This window comes from Pseudomonas sp. WS 5059 (assembly GCF_012985525.1).
GTDB lineage: Bacteria > Pseudomonadota > Gammaproteobacteria > Pseudomonadales > Pseudomonadaceae > Aquipseudomonas.
This window is the reverse complement of record NZ_JAAQWO010000004.1, coordinates 175,408-201,519: the sequence shown is the minus strand read 5'-3', so window position 1 is coordinate 201,519 and position 26,112 is coordinate 175,408. Positions and strand designations below refer to the sequence as shown.

Below are 26,112 nucleotides of genomic sequence, written 5' to 3'. Positions count from 1 at the left end.
ACCAAACGCAACATTGCGATGGCACAGACAACAACTCACTGTAGGCGCTGGCTTGCCAGCAAAAAGTCGTCAACGATCACAAGAATGCTGGCTCACTCCCCCTATCCACAGCGCATGGATCAAGGCCTTTCATGAACCTGCCCACCCGCCCTCACCCCGAGACATTCCGCGAGCCCGCCGCCGACCACTACCCCATCGGCGGTTTCACCTGGCGCCATATCCGCCGCGACATCGAGCGCCCAGTGGTGATCATCAACGCCGCCACCTCGGTACGCTGCCGTCACTATTCGCGCTTTGCCGCGTACTTGTTTGCCAATGGCATGGACGTCATCACCTACGACTATCGCGGTATCGGCGAGTCGCGTAGTGGCTCATTGCGCGGGTTCAAGGCCTCGTGGTCAGACTGGGGCCGGCTGGATTTCGAGGCCATCGTGCAACGGGCGCAGCGCGAGTTTGCCGGGCAGCCCATTGATGTGGTCGGCCACAGCTTTGGCGGCTGCGCGGCCGGGCTCGGGGCGTCGGGGGCGGCGATCAGGCGCTTGGTCACCGTAGGGGCGCAGTTCGCCTACTGGCGCGACTATCAAGCGGACGGGCGCTGGCGGATGTTTGCCAAATGGCACCTGGTGATGCCACTGGTGACCGCCGTGTGCGGGTATTTCCCGGGCAAGCGCCTGGGCTGGCTGGAAGACACGCCCGCCGGGGTGGTGCGCGACTGGAGCACACCCACCCCCACCTACGAGACACGCCCCAGCGGGCGGGCCTTGGGCGTGTTGCCCTTTGCCCGGGTGCAGGCACAGATCCTGGCGATCAGCATCAGCGACGACCCGTTTGGCACGGTGCCCGCCATTGAGCGTCTGCTGAATTACTTCCAGGCCAGCGAGCGCACGCACCTGCGTATCGCGCCGGGGGATATTGGCGAAGAGGTCGTCGGGCATTTCGCGTTTTTCCGCAGTGAATATCAGGATCGGTTGTGGCCGATTGCACTGGCGTGGCTGCAGCACGGCCAACTGGCGCCCGACACACCGGGCACCCGGCTGTAGAAACCCTTGGGATTTCGCCAGACCTGCGCTTCAATACGCCACCCAGATCCTGAACCAAGGACGTGAGCCCATGGCTTCGCCAGACAAGCAGCAAAAACGTGCCCAGCGGGCAAAAGCCAAGGCCAAGCAGAACCGCACCCAGCGCGCCAATGCGCCCAAGCAGGATGCGTTTGCAGGTGACGACGAGCGTATTGACCTTGAGTCGGTGGATTTGACCGAACTGTTCGTGCAAATGCGCGCGGCCGGCGAGACCAGCCAGCAGGCGCTGTGTGCGGCATTCCTGGCGCACCCGTTGCTGGCGCTGGTGCTGGAGCAGGAAGGCGAAGAAAACGCCACGGACTTTATCCTGGCGGCGCTGATCGAGTATCGGCAGTGGTCCACCGACAGCGATGATGAAGCGGCGGCGTTGGCGTGGATTGAATCGCCAGAGTTCCAGGCGGACTACGTGGCGGCATCCCAGGCGCTGACTAGCGCGCAGGATTGATACAACACAAGCGGGCTTGCCCTAATGCCGATCAGTTAAGCGAGCGCAATGCTCAAAGCAGTGAAGATCAAATGTGGGAGCGGGCTTGCCCGCGATGGCGGTGGGCCAGTCAATATCGTAGTCGACTGAACCACCGCCATCGCGGGCAAGCCCGGCTCCCACAGTGCTTTGTGGTGCTAGACAGCAAGCATTTCAACTCATCAGTTGAGTACCGCAGCCCCCAACTTCTGGGCCCGGCGCCGACTTGCCACCAGCAACCCCGCCAACACCACCAGCAGGCTCAACACACCGGTCGCGATAATCTCCACCCGATGCGCTTCCTGGAGCAACATGATGGTCAACGCGCCGACGATAAACACGATCACCGCGTAAGTCAGGCCGGGGAACAACCACATCTTGAAGGCAATCTTCTCGCCCGCCGCAGTACGTTTCTGCCGCATGCGCAGTTGCGACACGGCAATCACCAGGTACACCAGCAGCGCAATCGCGCCGGAGCTGGCCAGCAGGAATTCAAACACCGCCGCCGGCGCCACGTAGTTGGCAAATACCGCGAGGAACGCCGCGCCGGTAGACAGCATCACCGCCCAGTAAGGCGTGCCGCTCTTGTTGGTGCGCTTGGCTACCGCCGGTGCATCACCACGACGCCCCAGGGAAAACAGCATGCGTGACGCGGTGTACAGCGCCGAGTTCAAGCAACTGGTCACGGCGACCAACACCACCAGGTCGACGATCAGCTTGGCATTCGGGATGCCCATGCGTTCCAGCACAGTCTGGTAGGAACCGACGGCAGCCAGGGTCGGATCGTTCCACGGCACCAAGGCCACAACGATGAAGATCGACACCAGGTAGAACAAGCCGATCCGCCAGATCACCGAGTTGGTGGCCTTGGTGATCTGCTGGCCAGGGTTCTTCGATTCTGCAGCCGCGATGGTCACGATTTCGGTGCCCATGAACGAGAACATGGTGGTCAAAATCGCCGCCAGCACTGCACCCATGCCGTTGGGCAAAAAGCCTTGGGTGTCGAACAGGTGCGAGACGCCGCTGACCTGGCTGCCCGGCAGCAAGCCAAAGATCGCCAGTACGCCGAGGATCACAAAGCCGATGATCGCCACCACCTTGATCAGGGCAAACCAGAACTCGAACTCGCCGTAGTTCTTCACGCTGAACAGGTTGGTCGCGGTCAGCAGCAGGGTGATGACCAGGGTGAAAGCCCAGATCGCCACGTCGGGGAACCAGGCATGCAGGATAGTTGCGGCGGCGTTGGCTTCCAGGGGAATCACCAGCACCCAGAACCACCAATACAGCCAGCCGATGGTAAAGCCGGCCCAATGGCCGATAGCCCGGTCGGCGTAAGTGGAAAATGAGCCAGTGTCTGGCGAGGCAACGGCCATCTCGGCCAGCATGCGCATCACCAGCACCACCAACGTACCGGCTGCGGCATAAGCCAACAGTACGGCGGGCCCGGCTGCCGCAATCGCGTGGCCGGAGCCGACAAACAAACCAGCGCCGATCACACCGGCAATCGACAACATGGTGACATGCCGCGGTTTGAGCCCCTGTTCGAGGTCATTGGAGCTTTGCGTACTACTCATTGACACACCTTTGCGAGGAATTGCGTATACGGTCCACCCGGCCTGCCGCCTCTTCGTGAAAAGAAACAAACGGGGCGTTCTTTATTTTTTACGCAAGATTTGCGCCAAAATGTTACAAAGCCAAGGTTGACGCGGCCTGTAGGACAATCCCTCAGCGCTCGCAAGCCATTGAGATTACTGGCAATCCGCCACAGCGTTACCGCTCGACTCACTTCAAGAACGAATGAGCGCACCAAAAACACACACAAAAAGTAAGTGACGCCCAATTAAAGGGCCGATAGGCACCGTTTACCCGTTTAACCCTTCCAACACCCGGCCAAAGCTGGCACCATCGCGCCCTTTTTTACGCGACTGCCACGGGTTTATCGGTTAAAACGGCTGTTCGGTTGTTGATGGCGCGACACGCTACTGTGCCGATGCGACAACCTGTCACACACCGTCTGTTTAACGCCCGTGGCGCTGTTGGCTGTCATCCGGACGCTATGCTAGCTTGGCGCCACGCCAGGAAGGCGACCCAACAGCAGGAACGCAATGAACACAATGAGGACCGCACATGGCTTTGGCCGCGCCCGCGCTTGAAATCCGCAACTTGCATAAACGCTATGGTGAGCTGGAGGTGCTTAAAGGCATCTCGCTGACCGCTCGCGACGGCGATGTGATCTCGATCCTGGGTTCGTCCGGTTCCGGCAAGTCCACCTTCCTGCGCTGCATCAACCTGCTGGAAAACCCGCACCAGGGCCAGATCCTGGTGGCCGGCGAAGAGCTCAAGCTCAAGGCCGCGAAAAACGGCGAGCTGATGGCCGCCGACGGCAAGCAGATCAATCGCCTGCGCAGCGAAATCGGTTTTGTCTTCCAGAACTTCAACCTCTGGCCGCACATGAGCATCCTCGACAACATCATCGAGGCCCCACGCCGCGTGCTCGGCCAGAGCAAGGCCGAAGCCATCGAAGTGGCCGAGGCGCTGCTGGCCAAGGTCGGCATTGGCGACAAGCGCCACGCCTACCCGGCGCAATTGTCTGGCGGCCAGCAGCAACGCGCCGCCATCGCCCGCACCCTGGCGATGCAGCCTAAAGTCATTCTGTTCGATGAGCCCACTTCGGCACTTGACCCGGAAATGGTTCAGGAAGTACTTAATGTGATCCGCGCGCTGGCCGAAGAAGGCCGCACCATGCTGCTGGTCACCCACGAAATGGGCTTTGCCCGCCAAGTGTCCAGCGAAGTGGTGTTCCTCCACCAGGGTCTGGTCGAAGAGCAAGGATCGCCACAGCAGGTGTTTGACAACCCGCTTTCGGCGCGCTGCAAACAATTCATGTCCAGCAACCGCTAACGGAGCAACATGCATGCAGAACTATAAAAAATTCCTCCTGGCCGCCGCCGTTTCCATGGCATTCAGCGCCACGGCCATGGCCGAGACTTTGAAAATGGGGATCGAGGCGGCCTACCCGCCCTTCAACAATAAAGACGCCAGCGGCAACGTTGTCGGCTTCGACAAAGACATCGGCGACGCCCTGTGCGCCAAGATGAAAGTCGAGAAGTGCGAAGTGTATGTCTCGGACTGGGACGGCATCATCCCGGCCCTGAACGCCAAGAAGTTCGACTTCCTGGTGTCGTCGCTGTCGATCACCGACGAGCGCAAGCAAGCCGTTGACTTCACCGACCCGTACTACTCCAACAAGCTGCAATTCATCGCGGCCAAGTCCATCAAAGACTTCAAGACCGACGCCGACTACCTCAAGGGCAAGATCATCGGTGCCCAGCGTGCGACATTGGCCGGTACCTACCTGGAAGACAAACTGCCAGACACCACCGCCAAGCTCTATGACACCCAGGAAAACGCCTACCTCGACCTGACGTCCGGCCGCCTGGACGGGATGCTCGCCGACAAGTACGTGCAATACGAGTGGCTCAAGAGCAAAGACGGTCTGGCCTATGAGTTCAAAGGCGACCCGGTTGTAGAAAGCGACAAGATCGGCATCGCCGTGCGTAAAGGCGACCCACTGCGCGAGCGCCTGAACAAGGCCCTGGCGGAAATCAAGGCCGACGGCACCTACAAGAAGATCAACGACAAGTACTTCCCTTTCAGCATCGAATGATCCTGATTGGCCAGACCGGCGCGCTCCGTTGAGCGCGCCGGTTTTTCGCAAGCCTTGCGCGATATGAAAAAACCATGAATTTCGATCTCTACGGATTCGGCCCCGCACTCGCTGCCGGCGCGCTGATGACCGTCAAACTGGCACTCACGGCGTTATGCCTGGGGCTGGTGCTCGGCCTGGCCGGCGCCCTGGCCAAGACTTCCCCGTACAAGTTCCTGCAATGGCTTGGCGGCGCTTACTCGACCATTGTCCGGGGCATTCCCGAACTGCTGTGGGTGCTGCTGATTTATTTCGGCACGGTCAATATGATGCGGGCCCTCGGGGAGTTTTTCGGTAACCCCGACCTGTCGCTCAGCGCCTTCGCTGCCGGCGTGATTGCCCTGGGCCTGTGCTTTGGCGCCTATGCCACCGAAGTGTTCCGTGGCGCGATCCTGGCGATCCCCAAGGGCCACCGTGAAGCGGGCATTGCCCTGGGCCTGTCGAAGCTGCGTATCTTCACCCGGTTGATCATGCCGCAGATGTGGCGCATCGCCCTGCCGGGCCTGGGCAACCTGTTCATGATCCTGATGAAGGACACCGCACTGGTCTCGGTGATCGGCCTGGAAGAAATCATGCGCCACGCGCAAATCGGCGTGACCGTCACCAAGCAGCCGTTCACCTTCTTCATGGTCGCAGCCTTCATGTACCTGGGCCTTACCGTCCTGGCCATGGCCGGCATGTACTTCCTGGAAAAACGCGCCGCTCGCGGCTTTGCGAGGAGCACGCAATGAACGGCGACTATAGCTGGCTGGCGCATTTCGACCTGGGCCTGAACTGGGCCGTGATCATCAAGTGGCTGCCACGACTGGCCCAGGGCGCGACCCTGACCCTGGAACTGGTGGCCATCGCGGTGATCGCCGGGCTGTTGCTGGCGATCCCCCTGGGCATCGCCCGTTCTTCGCGACTGTGGTACGTGCGCACCCTGCCTTACTGCTACATCTTCTTCTTCCGTGGCACGCCGCTGCTGGTGCAGCTGTTTTTGGTCTACTACGGCCTGGCGCAGTTCGACGCCGTGCGCGAGAGCGCCCTGTGGCCCTACCTGCGGGACCCGTTCTGGTGCGCCACCGTCACCATGACCCTGCACACCGCCGCCTACATCGCCGAGATCCTGCGCGGCGCGATCCAGGCCATCCCGCCCGGTGAAATCGAAGCGGCGCGGGCGCTGGGCATGTCCAAGCCCAAGGCGCTGTTCTACATCATCCTGCCGCGCGCCGCGCGCATCGGCCTGCCGGCCTACAGCAACGAAGTGATCCTGATGCTCAAGGCCAGCGCCCTGGCCAGTACCGTGACCTTGCTGGAATTGACCGGCATGGCCCGCACCATCATTGCCCGCACCTACCTGCCGGTGGAGATCTTCTTTGCCGCCGGCATGTTCTACCTGCTGATGGCCTATGTGCTGGTGCGCGGCTTCAAGCTGCTGGAACGCTGGTTGCGGGTCGATGCCTGCCAGGGACGCTGACAGCGGGTTGACGGGCGAGCGACTGCTGGCCCGTTTTCTCGCGCTGGATGCGTTCCTCACCGAACATCAAGGGCTGTGGCGACCACGGCCCTTCACCCATCTGCAATTGCCTTGGGAAGCCCAGCATCCAGCGCTGGCCCAATGGCTGCGCCAGCGCTCGCTGGCAGAGGCCGAAAGCAGCCATAACCTGCCCACCGAACTACAGGCCCCGGCGCCGTTTCCCCAATGGGCGCAGCTGGCGGCGCGTCTCAGTGCTGTGGATAAGCTACCGTCGAGCGCGCTGCATGCGCCGTCGTCGCGCCTGAATGTGGATGTACCGGGGCGCAAATGGCAGCAGATCGAGGCGTTTGGCGCCGCCTTGCAGTTTGCCGAGCGCCCCACCCATTGGCTCGATTGGTGCGCCGGCAAAGGCCACCTTGGCCGGCGGCTGCTGCAACCGGGGCAAAGCCTGACCTGCCTGGAGTACGATCCGGCGCTGATCGGCGCAGGCCAAATCCTCAGCGACCGTCATCAAATGCCCGCCCGCCACCTCCAGCAAGATGTGATGGCTGAAAGCGCTGTGCAGCAACTCACCGATAAACACACCCCGGTGGCCCTGCATGCCTGTGGCGATCTGCACGTACGCCTGCTGCAATTGGCCAGCGCCGCCGGCTGCCAGCACCTGGCCGTGGCGCCCTGCTGTTACAACCGCATCAGTAGCGAGCAGTACCAGGCGCTGTCGGCCCCGGCTCGTGCTTCGGCGCTGCGTTTATCGCGCGAAGACCTCGGCCTGCCCCTGAGCGAAACCGTCACCGCAGGCTTGCGGGTGCGCCTGCAACGCGACACCTCCATGGCCCGGCGCCTGGGTTTCGATCAGTTGCAGCGGCTACTGCGCGGGTGTGACGAGTACCTGCCCACGCCTTCGTTGCCCAGCGAATGGCTGCACCGGCCCTTCGCTGATTACTGCCAACACCTGGCGGCGCTCAAGGGTTTATCCACAGGGCAGCAGGATTGGGCAACCCTGGAACGGCACGGCTGGCAACGCCTGGCCCATGTACGAAACCTGGAACTGGTACGTGGCCTATTTCGCCGCCCGCTGGAATTGTGGCTGGTGCTGGATCGGGCATTGTTCCTGCAAGAAAACGGCTACAAGGCTCTAGTCGGTCGCTTCTGCGAATCGTGCCTGACACCGCGCAACCTGATGGTGCTCGCCGAGCGCGATCAAAGGGCAGCAAGCCCTGTGGATAACTCTGTTGATGAAATTCTGTAGGACGCCGTAAAAGCGGGCGCCATAGGCCAAAATCCTGACTGATCATTTTTTGTTCATAAAATAAAACGCACGAAAAACAGGCAGTTGCAGCGTAATGAGAACAGCTCCACAAAATGACTGTTTCAACACCTGTCCGACCAACAGATTGTGCATAAGCATCTGCGGTTAACCGTATAAGGCGTGGGTCAGGGCACGTTTGGCGGGCTATCCAGCAACTGGCACAGCCCATGGATATCGTCACAGGCCAGGCTCACCGCCTCGTTATCCAGGGGGTCCTCGCCAAAGGCCAGCGCCTCGCTGATCTGCGGGTCGCGATGGATCACCTCCAGGCCATCCTCCCCGAGGCGCTGCTTGAATACGTCCAGCATATCCAGGCTGAAGGCACTGCCCTCATCCAACTGGTTGACGAACACATGGCAACGCGGTGCCGACGGGCGCGCAAGATACGGCGCCAGCAACCGCTGCATCTGCTCCAGCGCACCCAGCGACGCCGCGTCTGCCAGGGCAACCACCACCACCCTGTCGGCGACGTGCAATGCCTGGTGCAGGTAGACGTTATTGCCGGCGGGGGTGTCGATGATGACCGTGGCCTGCTCACTCAAGCCCAGGCGCGACAAGTGCTGCGCCAGCCACTGCGGGTCCTGCTTGAGCCAGCGTTGCAGGTCTTCCTGCTGTTGCAGGTCGGTCTCGCCAAAGACCACTACCCGACAGCCACAAAAGCCGGGTTGGGCGATCGGCCCCCAGGGTTGCTTGCACAGGCTGGCACGCCCGATTCCCGGGGTGTCGTGGGGCAGGCCAAAGTGCAGGTGCAGGGCGTTTTGTGGGTCCAGTTCCAGCACCGTCACTGCGCGCCCCAGGCGTTGCAAACCACTGCCCAATGCCGTCGCCAGGGTGCTGCGCCCTACGCCGCCATTGCCCGACACCAACGCCACAACCTGCGCGCGACAGGCCGGCATGGCGGTTGGTTGGGGTTGCTCAATGGAGGAAGGCGCATCGTCGATGGGGGTATCTTCGAAGAACTGCAGCGTCGACGTCATCGGGTGATCATGACTGGCAAGATTCTTGGCAAAACGTTCGTCGGCATGGCTCACAGACCACCCTCCTTTGTCACGGCACCTCTTTTAGGACATGGGTGCACTTGTTGTTCAAGCAGTGTGTGACAGGAGTAGGTGGGTGTCATTATTTTGGTGTTTTTTAGCGCAGCAATTTCGACGAGCGGTTAAAAGTCAATTTAATGACAACCCTTTATCCGCTCCCACTGCTGCGCAACCTGCTCGGCACTGGAGGCCCTGACCCGCGCCAGGTCAACGGGATAATCCACCCCCGGATTCTCGACAAACCGCGTCGCAGTAAATTGACCATTGCTGGCGCGCAGAACATAGCCGGTGTCCTGGCAGCGCTCCGACGCCAGGAACACCACCCCCGGCGCTACCCACTCTGGCTTGAGATTGCCCGGCTCACCCTCAACACCCCACATGCGCGTCTTGGCCACCGGCGACACCGCATTCACCAGAATCCCGGCGTTTGCGCCTTCCATACTCAAGGCATTCATGATGCCCAACTGCGCCATCTTCCCCGCCGCATAGGCCACCAACCCGGACTGGGCATATTGCTGGTACATCGCCCGATCAGAAGACGTCAGCACCACCCGCGCAGCGGTGGATTGCTTGAGGTGTTTCCAGGCATGTTTGCATAGCCATATGGGCGCATAGACATTGATATCCAGCGCACGCCCGATAAACGCCGCGTCCGCCTCCTCAATGGATTGATAACCCACCCAGCCGGCGTTATGAATCAGGATGTCGAGCTGCCCAAACGCCGCGATGGCCGTCTCGACCAACTGCCGACAGCCTTGCTCGCTGGACAAGTCCCCCTGATGAGCAACCGCGCTCAAACCCTCGGCCTCAAGGCGGCGTGCCGCGTCCAGGGCGATGGAGGCATCGCTTCCCGAACCGAGGTTATCGGCGCCGATATCACTGATCACCACATTGGCCCCGCGCTGGGCCAGCGCTTGTGCGTAGACAAAACCCAAACCACGGCCAGCGCCGGTGATAACGGCGGTTTTTCCTGCGAAATTCATTGGCTTTTCCTCATTGAGTGCCACCTCAACTTAGCAATGAACAACGGCGTTGTTTAATACTGATCACGGGGCGGTTTGATACCTTCTGCGTATCAAGCCTCAGGCCTCGCCATCGGCCCTCATCACCCTTTGTGAAACCGCTGGAGCGTGCGACTGCCAGCGAAAAAACCACGCACTGAAAAATAGTCAGAATTCAGGGGTTTACAGAACCTTTCCAATCGCTATAATCGTCGCCCTAACACGCCGGTATAGCTCAGTTGGTAGAGCAACTGACTTGTAATCAGTAGGTCCCGGGTTCGACTCCTGGTGCCGGCACCATTTAAAACAAGGGCTTGCAGCGATGCAGGCCCTTTGTTTTTGCGCAATACGTAACAAGCGACGTAACAAGCGCTCCCGTGGCCATCAAAAGGCACAGAACGGGTTGCTCTCAGCTCAGTAGCTGGGGGGTGAAAGTGGAAGTGTCGCGGTGTGATAGGCCGAATGTTTAGAGCCTGTGCGATGTGTACGCGTATGACCAAACACCCCTTATGCGAAGCGAAAAAAAATTAAGGTTGACCCCTTAAAAGCCTGTCAGATTTGTCAGATTTATATTCATCTACTCTGTAACCCTTGTATTTCAAGCCTTTCAGCGTTTTGCATCACTGTCAGAAAGCTGTCAGCGAACTGTCAGAACCTGACAAAACAGGGCAGGTGATATCCGCCGGTGAGTTCAGGGAATTGTCGTTCTACGCTGCGCTTGATTGCGTCGGCCATCGGATGACCACCTGGTTATCGACGAGGGCCACACTGGTGATGCGCTCGCCGTGGTTGATCGTTGCACCTGGTCGCAACCCGGGAAGGGCCGCAATCATTGCGCTCTGGTTGCCCGGGTAGTCGTCGAACAGTTCCGCCGGCAGCTGCAACGGCGGGCGAACGCCAAAGAAGCTGTCAGCCCAACTGCCCACGAACACCTCCCCATCACCCTGCTGCTGCCAGATGAAGTCGGGGATGTTGAATACCCAGGCCAGGCTGTAGAAGAACGGCGCCTTGACCCCGGCGTAGGGCTTGTCTGGCACGCGAAAGCGCAGGCCGGTGTGCTGACTGATCTCGACCAGGATGGCGCGCAGATCAACGTGGCGCAGGTTTAGCGGCAGCGGGTTGGCCAGGATTGCCGCCAGTTCGCGGCAGAACAGCACCTGCAGGGTGCTGCTGGCCGTGGTGGAGCGTTCGACGTAGCCAATGAAGTGACGCTGCAGCGTGCTGTCGTTGTAGCCGATATCGAGCGTCACCAACCCTTTGACCGGCGCTGTAGCCTATCCCCTCGAGCGCCCACAACCCGCTGTAACTAGGCCTGATCGGCGCCCAAAACTCTGTATCAGGCGCCGCCAGAATCTAGCCTCCTGCTCTACACCGTTCTCTATTGAGGCGACGACAAATTGATACGTCACCATTACGTAACGCCGACAAATGAGTCTCTCCACTTAACAAAGTCACCGTGATTTGCATAAAAAGTGCCATCGACAAAATAGGCGCCCGAGTTAATATTATCAGGACAGCTCATAAGCAATACAATTCCATTTTCATTCACCACAAGTACTTCACCCCCGATCCACACACCAACTTTACTCCCGATCAGACCAGAGATGTATTGCAAAGTATTATTGGAGTCATTACTCTTGAACACTTCCCAATTGACTATTTCGCCATCCCGATTTATCACCTCATACTTACCCCCCCACCAAACTTACCCGTCTGGACTTCTTTTACCATAGAAGAAAAAACCGCTCCTTCAGCGTCCCTGAAAACCTTGTCAATCTTACCTATGATCCCCAACGATTTGAGATTGTTATTCGCCTTGTTGTATGTATCCAGTAGGCTATACCTTCCAACACCGAGATAAATATGCAAAACCGCTACAGAGCCCATAAGAGACGCCTCCATTCAAACAAATGAAATTGAAAAATAATCCAATATCAGGCCCACTACTACTGTCAAATCTAACAGGTACAAATACAATTTCACGATATACGTTATTCCCCTTAGCAATAACGTACTGCGACTGGTTTCGAGTTCGTTTCAAGCAAAAATGACCAAAAACCACCTCAAGCTAGATATTTTTCAAAAAAAATAAAATCATGCCAATTAGGCATTACTTCGCAAGACCAGATAGCAACTGCGTAAAAAATATCTACCATCAAAACGATTACACTCATACAAACGCTTAAAAATTAAATAGTATAAAACCCATTAACAGATCTGCCCCCGTTATGCGTTACTCCTTAGCTAACCGAAGCTGTTCCGCGTCAATGTCGGATTCGCTATTCGCCCCCCTTGAACGCAGCCAAAATGTTATCGCTGGAAGCCGCCATGAATCCAAATCTACTTAAAGACTCCATGCCACACATCGGTCACGACGCAATGCAGTATTAAGCTGTAGAAGCAACTACCTGATCGGCCGTATCTCATTATTCATATACACCCGATCAATCTTCTCCAAATCCCCAAACCTCGCTGCATTCTCGGGCATGCACCCCGCCAGCTCCGGGTTCATGAGCCAAGCCGCAATCACGTCGTTGCGAGTGATGTTCTTGAAGCGAGTCAGCGTTCCTATAGAGAAGCTCGAACAAGGCTGGCGGCCCGAGGAGGAACCTACGGGACGATAACGGGAAGCCACGATGCAAACATAATCAGTAGGTCACGGGTTCGACTCCTCGTGCCGCACCATACAAAACAAAGCCCCCACAGAAATGTGGGGGCTTTGTTGTTTCTGGGGTTCGGGTTTGTGCCCCCCACAAAATGTCCACACCTTTCCCTCCCTGGCGCAGAAAAGTCTCTTGCATAAAAATCATGCCATCACGACAATGAGAGCGATTACCATTTACGCATCGGTGGCACGCTCATGTCAGCGCTTGATCAATCAGCTCTTCATCAGCTGTATAGCGAACACAACAGCTGGCTGAAAGGCTGGTTGCGAGTCCGCCTGGGCAATGCCGCCGATGCTTCGGATCTGGCTCAGGACACGTTTGTGCGGGTCATGACGGCCCGCAATGACGCGCCGATCCGCGAGCCTCGAGGTTATCTCAGTGCCATTGCGCGTTCTCTTCTGATCGATAAGGCCCGCCGCCGCACTATTGAGCAGGCTTATCTGCACGCGCTGGCTCAAAGGCCAGAACCTGTGGATGTCTCACCAGAGATACGGTTGTCGATCATCGAAATGCTGGTTGCCGTCGATAGCCTGCTCGATGAGTTGGGCACCAGGACTCGGGAGATTTTTCTCGCCGTGCAACTGGAAGGGCTTAGCTATGTTGCAGCTGCTGAGCGATTCGAGGTGTCAGTGACGACGGTCAAAAATCACTTGATTCGTGCCATGACCCGTTGCCTGTTGCTGGTCGACAGTTGATGACCCCCTCTCTGGATCTCAAGACGCTTGAGGCTGCGGCTACCTGGTACGTGCAACTCAATGACGGTACGGTCAATGAAGCCAGAACCCAGGCCTGGCAGGCTTGGATAACGTCCGACCCACTGCACTCGCAAGCCTGGGAAAGGGTCGAAACGCTTCAACGGCAATGGGCGTTGATGCCCAGGCGAGCCGCCCTCTCCAGCCTGGACGCAGCGAAGACACAGCGCCGTGATGTTCTGAAACTGCTTGGCATGCTGGTGGCCGCTGGCGGCTGTACTTGGATGGCGGCGGACCAGATACCGTACCGCTCGATGCTCGCTCAACAACGCACCGGGACCCGTGAGCGTCGCACGCTGCAGCTTGACGATGGCTCGCAGTTGGAACTGAATGCCGGCACCGCCCTGGATGTCCGCTTTGACTCAAAACAGCGCGTGATCCAGCTATACAGTGGTGAGATTGAGGTTCAGACCGCCAAAGACCCCGCCCTGCGTCCGTTTATCGTTCAAACCGGCGAGGGCAGCGTACGCGCGCTGGGTACCCGGTTCAGCGTCCGTCAATTGCCTGAGCAAACACTCGTCGGCGTACTGCAATCGGCTGTGCAGGTATGCCCAAGTCAGCATGTCGAGCGGACGCTGCGCCTGGAAGCCGGGCAGCAAGTGGCTTTCAGTCGCGATGAAGTCCACAAGGTGCGCCCATTACCCGCGGGCTCAACTGCGTGGGTCCAGGGGATGTTGAGTGTGGATGACTGGCGCCTGGGAGACTTTATCGAAGAGCTGGGTCGCTATCGTCCAGGCGTATTGCGCTGTGCCGCGTCTGTACGGGGCATGAGTATCTCGGGCGCGTTCCGTATCGATGACACCGATACGGTGTTGGAAAACTTGAGCAAAACCCTACCCGTTAAGGTGAGCTATCTGACCCGGTATTGGGTCAGCATCGAGCCGGCATAATCCCCTGGTGTTGATTCTTGCCCAACGACCTTGCTGATTTTGATTCTCATCCGTCAATGACATAAGCCGCGATAACAGCGGGTTTCTGCCATGACAACGCAAGGATCAACGAATGCTCCCGCTCCCCCTCAATGTCACTCCCAAGATAACGTGCGCCATACGCTTTGCAGTATTTGGCATGTCCCTCGCCGGGTTGCCGGGTTTGGCACTGATGCCGCTGCCGGTGCTGGCCCAGAGCCTAAAGACTTACCAGATTCCTGCAGGCCCGCTGGGTAGCGCCCTGACCCGGTTTGGGGTGCAAGCAGGGGTCACTATTTCATTCGACACCGAGCAAACACGCCGCCTTTCTACCGCGGGCCTTACTGGCACCTACAGCATCGAGGAAGGGCTATCGCGCTTGTTGGAAAACAGCGGATTACTGGCGCAACGCCAAGGCAACGGGGGCTTTGTGTTAATTGCTGGCAATAACGAGTCAGCGGTGCTACTCGGCACAACCAGCATCTCAGGGCAGAGCCTGGACGCAATGACCGAAGGTACCGGTTCCTACACCACAGGTTCCATGAGCACCGCGACCAAACTGGCCACCTCGATGCGCGAGACGCCGCAGTCAGTAACGGTCATCACCCGCCAGCGCATGGATGATCAGAACATGCAGTCCCTGGAGGACATTTCGACCTACACCCCGGGCCTGACCATGCGCAAGACCGGCGGCGAACGCCCGCAGTTCTACTCGCGTGGCTCGGCCATCGACAACATCATGATCGATGGCCTACCCGTGGCATATGACACCGACACTCTCGGCACCTCGACAATGGCGATGTTCGACCGGGTCGAGGTGGTGCGCGGTGCGTCGGGCCTGATGATCGGTGCCGGCAACCCGTCCGGCACGCTCAACCTGATCCGCAAACGCCCGACCGTCGAGCCACAAGTATCGGTGACCGTAGGTGCCGGTTCGTGGGACAACTACCGCACCGAACTCGATGCCAGCAGCGCACTCAATTCCAGCGGCTCGATCAGGGGGCGTGTGGTCGGCGCCTTTCAGGACAAAGACAGCTTTACCGATGGCTACAGCAGCAAGCGCCAGTTGCTGTACGGCATCACTGAATTTGACCTGAGCGAAGCCACTACCCTGACCCTGGGCGCGTACTACAACCGCGAAGACAACCCAGGGGCCGACTGGTCGGGCATACCAACCAAAGCCAATGGCACGTTCCTGCCCATCTCCCGTTCGACGCGCATGAGCCCGAAGTGGACCTACTGGAACAAGAAAAACACCAGTGCCTTTGCCGAACTCGAACACCGTTTTGACAACGACTGGAAACTGCGCCTGAACACCACCTGGTTGCGAGGCGACCTGGACATGCTCGGCACCAGTTTCTACCGACTGGACCCGGCAGCCGACCAACTGAACCTGAACGTGGGCCGATACACCTACCAACACACGCAAAAAAGCGTCGACAGCTACGTTTCCGGGCCCTTCATCCTCTTCGGCGCCACCCACGAACTGGTGCTTGGCGCCAGCTATCGCACCGATAACACCGACGATGGTCCCGGCGGCGGCTTCCTCAACGACCCGAACGTCGTGCTCGACCCGTCCCATTTCGACTATCACGGCGTGGATAAACCCACCATCAACTACAACTGGTCGCGCAAAGGCCAGGTCGATCAGTACAGCACATACGCCACCACGCGCTTGCACCTGCGCGATGACTTGAAACTGATCCTCGGCTCACGCCTGGATTGGTACGAGTACGAACAGAACACTATTTCCGGTGAATACACGTTCGGCGCCGACTACAAGGCTACGCGCGAATACACCCCCTATGCCGGCCTGATCTACGACATCAACGACACCTACTCGGTGTACACCAGTTGGACAAAAATCTTCCAGCCCCAGGCCAACGTGAATTACTACGGCAGCCTGCTGCCGCCAGTCACGGGCACCAACCGTGAGGTCGGGATCAAAGGCGAATACTTCGAGGGTGCCTTGAACGCCAGCGTGGCCTATTTCCAGCTGACTCAGGAGAACCGCGCCCAAAGCCTGGACACGTGCTTGCCGGGGGTCGCGTCTTGCTCAGTAGCGTCCGGTGAAGTGCAGACCAAAGGTGTCGACATGGAGCTGCAGGGCATGCTCGCTCGTGGCTGGCAGGCCTCGGCCGGCTACACCTATGCCGCCGCCAAGAACGTCAAGGGCGGCAGCGGCCGCTTCGACAGCGACACGCCGTACAACTTGCTCAAACTGTCCACCACTTACCAACTGCCGGGCGACCTGGAAAAATGGTCCATTGGCGGTTCATTGCGCAGCCAGAGCAGCACCTATACCTCGTTCGGCGTTACTCAGGGCGGCTACAGCATCTTCGACCTGATGACTGGCTACAACGTGAACAAAAACCTCAAGGTACAAGCCAACCTCAACAACGTGTTCGACAAGCGCTACTACCAAAGCATCAGTAACCCTGCCGGCGCGAACCTCTTTGGCGACCCACGTAACGTGGCGGTGACCATGAGGTGGAGCATGTAAGGCGCAGCCGTTGAAAACGACAATACCCTGCTTGCGCACGGTATTGTCGCGCTTGACAGGCGTGATATCTCAAGGCACGTTCTTCGCAAAATACCGACTCGGCACCTCCCCCAACACCCGCCTGAAAACACTCGTAAACGCACTCGAGCTGCTGTACCCCAAATCAATCGCCACCCGCGTCACCGACTCTCCATTCCCCAACCTAACCACCGCCGCCAACAGGCACGCTTGCTGGCGCCATTCCACAAAGCTGATGCCCGTCTGCTGGCGAAACAAGCGGGTGAAGGTGCGGCGGCTCATGCCGAGGCGTTGGGTCATGTCGTCGATGCTGGTTTCCAGTGATGGCTGTTCCAGCAGGTGGCGGCAGATGTCGGCCAGCCGGGGGTCGTTGGGAAGTGGGGCGTTGAGTGACAGGGGGCGCATGTCGGCTATTTCGTCGAGCAGCAGGGTCATCAGGCGGCCGTGCAGATGGTCCTTTTCGTACAGCGCCGGTACATCGATGGCGCGGCTCAGCAGTTCGCGCAGCAGCGTTGATACGCCGAACACCTGGCACTGCGCGGGCAGGTTGAGGCGGGTTGCGGCGTGGGTGCGGATGTAGGTGTTGAGCATGGTCACCGGGCCGCTCATGCTCATTTCGTGGGGCACGCCCGCCGGGACCCAGATGGCACGGTGGGGTGGCACCACCCAGTTGCCCTGTTGGGTGAAGACGGTGATCACGCCGCAGGCGGCGTAGGCGAATTGCCCGCGCCGATGGGTATGCAACGCAAAGTGCTGGCCGTCGGCATAGTCGTTGGCGGTGACCACGGCGTCGCGGGGGGTGTTTTCGTAAGGGTCGATGTCAGTTTCGCGCATGGCCCGAATTTAATGATTTATGACCTGATAGTGCAAGCGAGCCAGCTCACCTATTGCGCATAGTTGCGCCTTGGCTGACGCACACAGGAATCAGAACACTATGCAAAAGAAACACTTGGCCCTGGCCGTGTTGGTGACGGCTGTCTGGGGGCTGAATTTTCCGATTACCAAGCTGGGGCTGGCGGGGATCGATCCGCTGTTGCTGACCGCCCTGCGCTTTACGCTGGCGGCGTTGCCGTGGGTGTTTTTTGTGCGGCGTCCGGCGGTGGCGATGAAGTGGCTGGTGGCCTATGGCTTGATCTTCGGGGTGGCGATGTGGGCCTTGATCAACCTGGGGATTGAATGGGGTGTGCCGCCAGGTACGGCAGCCTTGTTGATCCAGTTCAGTGCCTTTTTTACCCTGGGTTGGGGAGTGTTGTTGTTTCGCGAGCAACTGAGCGTCGGCCAGATCCTCGGAGTGGGGCTGGCGGCTGTAGGACTGATCGGCATTATCGCCGGCAGTCCGGGCGAGGCGACAACCCTGGGTTACGGCCTGCTGCTGGTAAGTGCGTTCAGTTGGAGTGTGGGCAACGTCATCATCAAGCAATCAAAAGTGCGCGAGATGTTTGCCTTTGTGGTGTGGGCCAGCCTGTTCCCGCCGCTTCCGTTGCTGCTGCTGACGTGGCTGGCCCATGGATCGGCGCCGTTCACTGCGCTGGTCACCCATATGGAGTGGCTAACGGTGTTCTCGCTGTTGTTCCAGGTGTATGCGGCCACGCACTTTTGTTACTGGGGCTGGAACCTGCTGCTGCGCGAGTACCCGGTCTCCAAGGTGGCGCCGTTGTCGCTGCTGATCCCGGTGTTTGGCGTCACCGGTTCCATGCTGTTGCTGGGGCATCGGGTCGATCTCAACGAGGGGATCTCGATTGCGCTGATTTTGTCTGCATTGGCCGTGGGGCTGGTGAAATCGCGCCCGGCGGGGACGTCATCTGCCGCTTGATGCCGAGGGCGGCGGGCGCCAGATGGCACTTAGCCATATTTCTAATTGACACCCCCCTCCCCGTCCTTTAAAACCCCATGCATTCGCTGCGGGAAACCTGCCCCCAACAGCACCCGCCGTTTTTTATCGAGACATGGATGTCGAAGAACCCCCCGCTTTTTAATCGTCGTCGATATTTGCTCGCGTTTTTTATCGTGTTGCTAGCGGTGCTCGACCCCTTCGGCCTGGCCAGTTCCAGTGACAAGGCATCCGCCCAGTGGCTCAACCGGATGTTCTCCAGCAATTACCCCGGCACCGGCCAGCAACATATCACCGTGGTGTTGATCGACGACGCCTACCTGATGCGCAACAACACCTCGTGGCCGATGCCGTATAGCGAGCAGAGCAAGTTGTTCAAGCGCTTGCTGGCCTACAAACCCAAGGCGGTGTTTGTGGATTTGCTGTACAGCCACGATCACTCCCTGGGCGATCCGACGCGCGGCAGCCAGTTGTTGGCGAATGTGTTCGAGCGCTATCAGCGCCGGGGCATTCCCCTGCTGCTGGCCAATACCGGGGTGACGCGGGGCGAGAATGGGCAGGCCAATACCCTCGAGCAGTTTGCCGCGTTCAGCCAGCCGGGGCTGGTGGTCTGGGACGGTGTGGACGACAAGTACCCGCTGGCGATGCCGACCGCCCTGGGGGTGATGGAAACCCCAGCCCTGGCGATGTACCGCCAATTCTGCAAGGACGCTCACTGCACGGGTCTGCCCGAAGATGCCGAGGCGGCCTCACGCTTGCAGCCAATCGCCGTGCAGTGGGGCTTGAAGCTGGCGCCCGAGCAGGCACAGATCGCCGATATTCGCCACTGCGCAGCGCCGCGCAACTTTGTACTGGATTGGGTGGCGCAGTTGCTCCAGGCGGTGTTCTGGAAACTGGACGACTCAGCCCAGGCCCGCTGCCCTTATAGCCTGACCTTGTCGGCCAGCGACCTGGAGGTCAGTTCGCCGGAGGATCAGGCGCTGGTGGCCGGGTTGCTGCGCGATCGGCTGGTGATGGTCGGGGCCAGCATCACCTCAACCGGCGACGTGGTGCAATCACCCGTGCATGGCCTGATTCCTGGGGTTTACCTGCATGCCATGGCCTTGGACAACCTGATCAACAAGGGCATGGATTACGAGCGCGAGCCGGCCAATTTCCCCGGTTGGAACCTGCACTGGGTGGACGTGCTGGAGCTTGGGCTGCTGGCGCTGATTATCGTGCTCAAGGCCCTGCATGCCCGGCGTCTGGCCGGCCTGCATACCTGGACTCGCTGGCGCAGGCAGGAGATCCGCTTCTTCACCTCGCCCTATCCGTCGTGGGGTTTGGTGATGCTGATGCTGCTGGTGGTGTGCGGGGTGCTGTATCTGAACCACATCACCCTGGTCAACGTACTGGGGATTGTTTTGTTGTCATTGGCGCTGTTCAGCGAGCGGATCGAAGCTTTCTTCGACCGTGGCCGCTGAGGGTGCCGCCATGTCGTCTCACTCAAGGAAACCAAGGATGAACAGAATCCTCATCGTGTTACTCGCCGCGCTCTACAGCCAGGGTGTGCTGGCCGAAACCCACGTCATCAAGGAATTCCTGGCCGACCCGGTGGAGGTGGTGGACGAGCAGGGCAAGCTGCTGCGGGAAATCGCCCGCAAAGACACACCCAAGCAACCCGTTCAGGTGTTGCAACTCAACAAGGAGCTGGAGTTGGTCCTGGTGGAGCTGGCTGGGCAGAAAGTCTGGCTGGACACCAGGGACCTGCGAATCGACCCGCCCCTGAATGTCACAAAGCTGCCGTGCCAGCTCATGCCCCAAAGCCTGGCCAAGGACAGTAACAACAAGTCCACCCTCGGCTACGGTGCCGGCTGCAATCAATAAGGGAGTACCGCGGTGAAGGGATATCTATTGCTGGCCAGTGCATTGCTCAGCGGCTGCGCCACCTTGAAGGGTGCAGACCAGGCGTTTCTGAACCTGGTGGGGCCGTCGACCCAGTCGCGCGTCGAAGGCCACTACGTGGACAACGCCGACGTGCGCCAGTACTACAAGCTCGACCCGCAACGCGCGGGCCAGCAGCGCTTGAGTTACGACGGGCGCACCGTGCCTGCGGCCGAGGCGCGCCAGCAGAACCTGGTGGATATCCCGATGTTGCAGGTGTACTTGCAGGGCATCGTCACGCGCCTGTCCAAGGGCTGGCCGGGGCAGTTGCCGCTGTTGCAGGTGAAGATCACCGACAGCTACAGCTTCGGACCGTCGGCGGACCCGTACGGCAATATCTTCGTGCCCCTGGGCATGCTGGAGAACGTCGGCAGCGAAGACGAAATCGCCGCCATGCTCGGCCACGAAATGAGCCACGTGCTGCTGCACCACCATGATCGTGCCGCTGCCTTCCAACAGCAGAAGGACATGTTCACCACCGTGGCCTCCACCGTGGCCCTGGCAACCGTGGCGGCCAACACCGGGGTGGACCGCAGTTCGGGCACCATGAAACTGTTCAGCAAGGACCCGGCCGGCACGCAAAAAACCATCGGCAATACCGTGTTGTATACCTCGCTGGCCAACAGTTTTTCCGACAACGTCTGGAGTACTGCCTGGGGCCGCAGCCAGGAAGACCAGGCAGATTTGCTCGGCACCGACCTGATGATCCGGGCCGGCTACGCGCCCCGTGCGGCCACCCACAGCCTGGAGCGCCTGAATGATTTCCAAGGCAAGCAAAAGCCGCTGCTGACGGGCTTTCTCACCGCCCGCAAGGACGCGATGCAAGATTCATTGCAGCAGTTCAACCTCGACCGCTTTACCAAGGAGCTGGACGTGCTGGTCAAGGACGGCCTGACCAATACCATCACCGCCACCACCGATTACTTCAACCGCTCCCACATGTCCGCCATCGACCGGGACACCGAGCTGCGCCAATACCTGCAACGCGAGTACCGCAAGGAGCGCCGCGCCCGGGTCAACACCACGAGCTGGCCGAAGGTGCGTGACGCCGCGCCTGTGGCCAAGGCCATGCAGGGTTACAAGGACGCCTACGCCGCCACCGCCGCCCTGGCCAAAAACAAGGTGCCCGAGGCCGATGCGTTTATCCGGCGCGCCTTGAGCTCGCCGGTCAAGGACCAGCCGAACATCCGCCGCACCGCCTACGCCGTGCGCCTGGCCCAGGGTAGAAATGCCGATGCCCTCAAAGAATTGCAGGCGATCAAGGACTGGTCCCTGGCCGGGCCTTCGACCTATGACTTGATGATCAGCTACTACCTCAAGCGCGGCGACGGCAAGGCCGCCCTGGCAATGATCGACACGGCCGAGCGTCACCTGGGTTCGGAGGAGCTGTTTATCACCGAGAAGCTATTGGCCAACCAGCAACTGCAGAACACCCAGCAGGTGCAAAGCGTGTTGCGCAAATGCGGGCAGTACCCGGCGCGCAAGGCCAACTGCCAGAAGTTGGCGCAGGTCAAGGCGTAGGGTTTAGGCAGCCATAAAAAAACCCCGACAAGTCGGGGTTTTTTATTGCCTGGTATCAGGCACGACGCACGATCTTAGAACACGTTGATCGGGTAGTCGGCGAACAGGCGGATTTCGTTACCACCAACGTTGTAGTTGTTGGCGTTGGTCGAAACACGCAACCAGGAGGCACGGGCACGCAGGCTCAGGTCTTTAGCCGGGCCGCTCTGTACTACGTACTTGAACTGGTTGAAGATTTCACGCTCGGTGCCATCGCCACGGTTGCTACCGTCGTCGATGTTGGTGCCACGCACGTAAGCGATGTTGTAGGTCAGGCCCGGTACGCCGAAGGTGCTGAAGTCAATGCCGTAGCCGACCTGCCAGGAGCGCTCGTCTTTACCGTTGAAGTCAGACCAGTAGGAGTTGGCCAGCAGGATGGTGTTACCACCGTCGCCGATACCACTACCCTTGGTGTTGTTACGGTAGCCGCCGTACATGTAGCCGGTGTCACCGGTGCTGCGCTGGTGAGCCAGGGTCAGGCTGTGCGGACCGAAGGCCCAAGTGGCGCCCAGGCTCCAGATCTTGTTGTCGCGGGCGTCAGCATCACCTTGGGTCAGCTGGGCGAAGCTCTTGTCCAGCTTGGTCTTGTAGCCGTTGAAGTCAAAAGTCAGCGACTGCTCTTGTGGCAGGGCCAGCACGTAGTTGACGTTGACGTATTGCTTCTTCAGCACGTCTTCCATGTCGGATGCGTACAGCGCGGCCGACAGGCTTTCGGTGAATTTGTAGCTACCGCCCAGGTAGGCGATGTTTTTCAGGTTGCCGCTGTCGGTGCCTTCGGCGCCTTTTTGGGCTTCCTTGGTGAAGTAACCACCTTGCAGCTCCAGACCCTTGATCTCTTTGGAGACGATCGAGGTACCGGTGTAGGTTTCCGACAACAGACGGGAGTTGTCGTACTGCAGGACCGGCACGGCTGGCATCTGGTCACCGTACTTCAGCACAGTGTTGGAGATGCGTGCCTTGACGGCTGCGCCGCCCTTGGCCAGGTCGTGTGGTGCCGCGCCGCTGTCGCCTTGCTTGAAGAAGTTGATGCCGCCAGCGCCGCTGCGACCTTTACCACCGTCCAGACGGATGGCGTATTGGCCGATCACGTCCACACCCACACCAACGGTGCCTTGGGTGAAGCCGGACTCGAACTTACCGATGAAGCCTTGGCCCCACTCGGCTTTATCTTTACCACCGTCTTTGTAGTCGCGGCTGATATACGCATTACGCGCCGCGATGTTCAAGTGGCTGTCTTCCACGAAGCCTTTGGATTGCTCCTGGTCGTTTGCCATTGCCTGAGTAGCGCTCAAAATCCCCAGAGCAATCAGACCCATCCGTTTATTCAACATTTTTTTATTCCTTATTACTGGTTGAGTACGCGCTGTGACACCTGGCTCCATTTGGCTTTTTTGGTATCGACTTTCCCCGGATAAAAAAAGGCCCGCGGACGACCGAATATGCCGCGGGCCTTTTTTATAGAGAAGTCATGGCGGTTAGCCACAGGCGTTGAGGCGAATCCTATCCGCGCCCTGAACCGCGTGTCAATTTAGTGAATCGTCTGTATTTAGGCAAAAAAAGTCTAAGCGATATTATTTAGCCATTATTTACGCGATATATACGCTCGGCCAATTCATCGTGTGAATAAGCCGCTGGTGGGTAACGCATTTTCCATTGATGCGTAAAATTCCCTCGAAAACACATTTTGTAACAAATGCCCGAGCAGGCAGCGTAAGAATAAATCACGCGCGCAAATAGCAAGCATTATCATTCGCGCATTATTTACCCTCCCTCTTACGGATGCGCCCCTAGATGCCTGCCTCTCGCCTGACGCCCATGACCCTTGGGCTTTCTGCACTGCTGTGCGCCGGATTTGCCTGCGCCGCGACCACCCTGCCCGCCACCGCCATCAGCGCCGAAGCTGACGAAGACGACCCGCGCGTCAAAGACACCAACACCGCCACGCGCACAAGCACGCCGGTGCGCTACGTGCCCCAGGCGATCGACTCGGTAAAGACCGAGAACCTGCGCGCCTACGGCACCAACGACCTGGGCCAGGCCCTGAGTGGCATCCCCAACGTCAGCAGCGGCGCCGACACACGCTTCGACAGCTTGCGCATCCGCGGCTTCGAGGCCAGCAGCGACTTCTACCTCGATGGCATCCGCGACGACAGCCAATACGTGCGCGACCTGCACAACATCGAGCGCATCGATGTGCTCAAGGGCCCCGCCGCCGTGTTGTACGGGCGTGGTGGCCAAGGCGGGATCGTCAACCGCGTCAGCAAGCTGCCCCAGGCCGGGCGCGCCTCCAGCATCGAGGCCCAGGGCGGCACGAACGGGCTGCGCAGCCTGTACACCGACTTGAGCGCCGACCCGACCGAGAACATCAGCCTGCGCCTGAACATGGGTAACGAAGACACCGATAGCTTTCGCGATGGCATCAGCGGCAACCGTAAATTATTCGCCCCGTCGATGAGCTGGCAACTGACCCCGCAACTGAACTGGCTGGTGCAATACGAATACAGCCGCTACGACCGCACCCCGGACCGGGGCATCCCTGGCGTGCGCGGGCGCCCGGCCGATGTGAGCCGCGACACTACCTACGGCGACCCACGGGACTATATCGACGACACCACCCAGTCCCTGCGCTCCAAGCTCGCCTATGAACTCAACGACAGCTGGCAACTGCGTCACACCCTGGGTGTGTTCAAGCTCGACAGTGATTTCGACAACACCTACCTGACCGGCTACGACCCCAAGACCAACACCGTCGGGCGCCAGCGCTGGCAGCAGGACCTGACGACGCGCAACGTATTCAATAACGTCGAGCTCGAAGGGGGCTTCAATACCTTTGGCCTGGAACACCGCCTGCTGACCGGCGTGGAGCTGGGCAGCCAGCGCCGTGATCCGAAGTTGTACAGCGCGGTAACGGCAACAGTGCCCGGCCTCGATCTGAACCACCCCAACCGGCACCTGAGCCATACCGGGCCGATGAGGATCTCCAGCAACAACCACACCGAAGTCGAAAGCCAGGGGCTGTATGTGCAGGACCAACTGCGCCTGAACGATCAGTGGCAAGTACTCGCCGGTTTGCGCTACGACCGTTTTGAAGTAGAAACCACCAATAAGATCACCAATATCCGGCAACCCGTCGACAGCCACAACACCAGCCCACGGCTGGGCGTGGTGTGGACGCCGGTGGAGAACCATTCGTTCTACGCGTCCTGGAGCAAGACGTTTTCCCCCACCGGCGGTGGCCTGATAGGCATCACCCCGAATGCGCCGGGCAATGCCAACGACCTGAGCCCCGAGCTGACCAAGCAAAAGGAAATCGGGGTCAAGAGCGACTGGCTCGACGACCGCCTGAGCACCACCCTCGCCGTGTATGAACTGGAGCTGTACAACCGCCGCACCCGCGACCCGGAGAACCCGCTGGTCACCCTGCTCAGCGGCCTCCAGCGTTCCCGTGGTATCGAGCTGACCACCACCGGCAAAATCGTCGGCAACTGGTATGTGCGCGGTGGTGTCGGCGTGCAGGATGCCAAGGTGGTGAAGGACAACAATGGCTTTGAAGGCAAGCGTATCAGCGACGTGGCCAAGCGCAACGCCAGCCTGTTCGTCACCTGGAAACCGGAGATGGGCTGGTACGCCGAAACCGGCCTGACCCTGGTGGGTGATCGTTATGCCGATAACGCCAACACCGTGGTGTTGCCGGGCTATGGCCGCTGGGACGCCCTGGCCGGGTTCCGGCACAAGGACTGGGATGTGAAGGCGGCGCTGAACAACATCAGCGACAAGACGTACTACGCGTCGGCGACCAGCGCCAACCAGATCCAGTTTGGTGAGCCGCGCAGCCTGGTGGTGACGGGGACGTACAACTTCTAAGCCACATGCAGTTCCTGTGGGAGCGGGCTTGCC

20 protein-coding genes, 1 tRNA gene and 2 pseudogenes are annotated in these 26,112 nt (G+C 59.4%); 16 read left to right on the top strand and 7 right to left on the bottom strand.

All coding sequences use genetic code 11. The features are described 5' to 3' along the window. Window positions 1–131: 131 nt before the first annotated feature. Together HBO12_RS13320 and HBO12_RS13315 are read left to right on the top strand one after the other, a co-directional pair. The gene (locus HBO12_RS13320) at window positions 132–1,040 is read left to right on the top strand and encodes an alpha/beta hydrolase family protein (RefSeq protein WP_170042361.1); all 909 of its coding nucleotides are present in this window, start codon (window positions 132–134) and stop codon (window positions 1,038–1,040) included. Between the two features lie 70 nt (window positions 1,041–1,110). After that, entirely contained in the window at window positions 1,111–1,524 is a 414-nt protein-coding gene (locus HBO12_RS13315) for a hypothetical protein (protein ID WP_170042360.1), read from the top strand. A gap of 200 nt (window positions 1,525–1,724) precedes the next feature. Here the strand turns inward: HBO12_RS13315 and gabP are convergent, their stop codons facing one another. Beyond that, complete coding sequence (gene gabP, locus HBO12_RS13310; RefSeq protein ID WP_170042359.1) at window positions 1,725–3,116, bottom strand: GABA permease; 1,392 nt, start codon at window positions 3,114–3,116, stop codon at window positions 1,725–1,727. A gap of 553 nt (window positions 3,117–3,669) precedes the next feature. Here gabP and HBO12_RS13305 point away from each other — a divergent pair. The 5 genes from HBO12_RS13305 to HBO12_RS13285 all read left to right on the top strand — a co-directional run bounded on the left by HBO12_RS13305 (window position 3,670) and on the right by HBO12_RS13285 (window position 7,956). Further along, window positions 3,670–4,443, top strand: a complete 774-nt coding sequence (locus HBO12_RS13305) for an ABC transporter ATP-binding protein (RefSeq protein ID WP_057437115.1) — start codon at window positions 3,670–3,672, stop codon at window positions 4,441–4,443. Between the two features lie 13 nt (window positions 4,444–4,456). After that, window positions 4,457–5,209 (top strand): ABC transporter substrate-binding protein, encoded by a 753-nt coding sequence (locus HBO12_RS13300; RefSeq protein ID WP_170042358.1) that lies wholly within the window; start codon window positions 4,457–4,459, stop codon window positions 5,207–5,209. Between the two features lie 74 nt (window positions 5,210–5,283). Then, the gene (locus HBO12_RS13295; RefSeq protein WP_076961640.1) at window positions 5,284–5,979 is read left to right on the top strand and encodes an ABC transporter permease; all 696 of its coding nucleotides are present in this window, start codon (window positions 5,284–5,286) and stop codon (window positions 5,977–5,979) included. A 38-nt stretch (window positions 5,980–6,017) separates the two neighbouring features. Further along, entirely contained in the window at window positions 6,018–6,707 is a 690-nt protein-coding gene (locus HBO12_RS13290) for an ABC transporter permease (protein WP_029295855.1), read from the top strand. Continuing rightward, window positions 6,688–7,956 carry a methyltransferase gene (locus tag HBO12_RS13285; RefSeq protein WP_170042357.1) on the top strand — a complete coding sequence of 423 codons (1,269 nt, stop codon included), beginning with the start codon at window positions 6,688–6,690 and terminating at the stop codon, window positions 7,954–7,956. Before HBO12_RS13290 ends, HBO12_RS13285 begins: the two co-directional genes overlap by 20 nt. Before the next feature lie 185 nt (window positions 7,957–8,141). On the opposite strand, the gene bcsQ is transcribed toward HBO12_RS13285, so the two are convergent. Together bcsQ and HBO12_RS13275 are read right to left on the bottom strand one after the other, a co-directional pair. Next, window positions 8,142–9,047, bottom strand: a complete 906-nt coding sequence (bcsQ, locus tag HBO12_RS13280) for a cellulose biosynthesis protein BcsQ (RefSeq protein WP_346266881.1) — start codon at window positions 9,045–9,047, stop codon at window positions 8,142–8,144. Window positions 9,048–9,187: 140 nt separating this feature from the next. Next, window positions 9,188–10,036: an SDR family NAD(P)-dependent oxidoreductase gene (locus HBO12_RS13275; RefSeq protein WP_170042356.1), complete on the bottom strand. Its 849-nt coding sequence runs from the start codon at window positions 10,034–10,036 to the stop codon at window positions 9,188–9,190. Between the two features lie 242 nt (window positions 10,037–10,278). On the opposite strand from HBO12_RS13275, the gene HBO12_RS13270 reads away from it, so the two are divergent. After that, window positions 10,279–10,354 (top strand) — tRNA-Thr (locus HBO12_RS13270). A 407-nt stretch (window positions 10,355–10,761) separates the two neighbouring features. Here the strand turns inward: HBO12_RS13270 and HBO12_RS13265 are convergent. Next, window positions 10,762–11,328 (bottom strand): annotated as a pseudogene (locus HBO12_RS13265) (hypothetical protein); the annotation flags it as partial. Window positions 11,329–12,461: 1,133 nt separating this feature from the next. Continuing rightward, window positions 12,462–12,617 (bottom strand): annotated as a pseudogene (locus tag HBO12_RS28390) (phage portal protein); the annotation flags it as partial. A gap of 297 nt (window positions 12,618–12,914) precedes the next feature. On the opposite strand from HBO12_RS28390, the gene HBO12_RS13260 reads away from it, so the two are divergent. From HBO12_RS13260 to HBO12_RS13250, 3 genes are all read left to right on the top strand, one after another. Continuing rightward, the gene (locus tag HBO12_RS13260) at window positions 12,915–13,415 is read left to right on the top strand and encodes a sigma-70 family RNA polymerase sigma factor (RefSeq protein WP_169953863.1); all 501 of its coding nucleotides are present in this window, start codon (window positions 12,915–12,917) and stop codon (window positions 13,413–13,415) included. Further along, the gene (locus HBO12_RS13255) at window positions 13,415–14,362 is read left to right on the top strand and encodes a FecR domain-containing protein (RefSeq protein ID WP_262376981.1); all 948 of its coding nucleotides are present in this window, start codon (window positions 13,415–13,417) and stop codon (window positions 14,360–14,362) included. The genes HBO12_RS13260 and HBO12_RS13255 overlap by 1 nt, the downstream gene beginning before the upstream one ends. A 112-nt stretch (window positions 14,363–14,474) precedes the next feature. After that, window positions 14,475–16,883 (top strand): TonB-dependent siderophore receptor, encoded by a 2,409-nt coding sequence (locus tag HBO12_RS13250; RefSeq protein ID WP_262376980.1) that lies wholly within the window; start codon window positions 14,475–14,477, stop codon window positions 16,881–16,883. Window positions 16,884–16,952: 69 nt separating this feature from the next. On the opposite strand, the gene HBO12_RS13245 is transcribed toward HBO12_RS13250, so the two are convergent. Next, window positions 16,953–17,735: an AraC family transcriptional regulator gene (locus tag HBO12_RS13245; protein ID WP_170042355.1), complete on the bottom strand. Its 783-nt coding sequence runs from the start codon at window positions 17,733–17,735 to the stop codon at window positions 16,953–16,955. A 100-nt stretch (window positions 17,736–17,835) separates the two neighbouring features. On the opposite strand from HBO12_RS13245, the gene HBO12_RS13240 reads away from it, so the two are divergent. The 4 genes from HBO12_RS13240 (at window position 17,836) to HBO12_RS13225 (ending at window position 22,176) form a co-directional block, all read left to right on the top strand. Next, on the top strand, window positions 17,836–18,714 hold the full coding sequence (locus HBO12_RS13240) for an EamA family transporter (RefSeq protein ID WP_170042354.1): 879 nt from the start codon (window positions 17,836–17,838) through the stop codon (window positions 18,712–18,714). Between the two features lie 137 nt (window positions 18,715–18,851). Next, the gene (locus HBO12_RS13235; RefSeq protein WP_169953866.1) at window positions 18,852–20,195 is read left to right on the top strand and encodes a CHASE2 domain-containing protein; all 1,344 of its coding nucleotides are present in this window, start codon (window positions 18,852–18,854) and stop codon (window positions 20,193–20,195) included. A 37-nt stretch (window positions 20,196–20,232) separates the two neighbouring features. Beyond that, window positions 20,233–20,598 (top strand): hypothetical protein, encoded by a 366-nt coding sequence (locus HBO12_RS13230; RefSeq protein ID WP_169953867.1) that lies wholly within the window; start codon window positions 20,233–20,235, stop codon window positions 20,596–20,598. Window positions 20,599–20,610: 12 nt separating this feature from the next. Further along, entirely contained in the window at window positions 20,611–22,176 is a 1,566-nt protein-coding gene (locus HBO12_RS13225; RefSeq protein WP_169953868.1) for a M48 family metalloprotease, read from the top strand. A 74-nt stretch (window positions 22,177–22,250) separates the two neighbouring features. Here HBO12_RS13225 and HBO12_RS13220 read toward each other — a convergent pair whose 3' ends face one another. After that, a complete protein-coding gene (locus tag HBO12_RS13220; protein WP_169863984.1) occupies window positions 22,251–23,546 on the bottom strand; it encodes an OprD family porin in 1,296 nt (431 codons plus the stop codon). A 460-nt stretch (window positions 23,547–24,006) separates the two neighbouring features. Between HBO12_RS13220 and HBO12_RS13215 the strand changes: the two genes are divergently transcribed. Further along, on the top strand, window positions 24,007–26,079 hold the full coding sequence (locus HBO12_RS13215; protein ID WP_170042353.1) for a TonB-dependent receptor: 2,073 nt from the start codon (window positions 24,007–24,009) through the stop codon (window positions 26,077–26,079). Window positions 26,080–26,112: the final 33 nt, after the last annotated feature.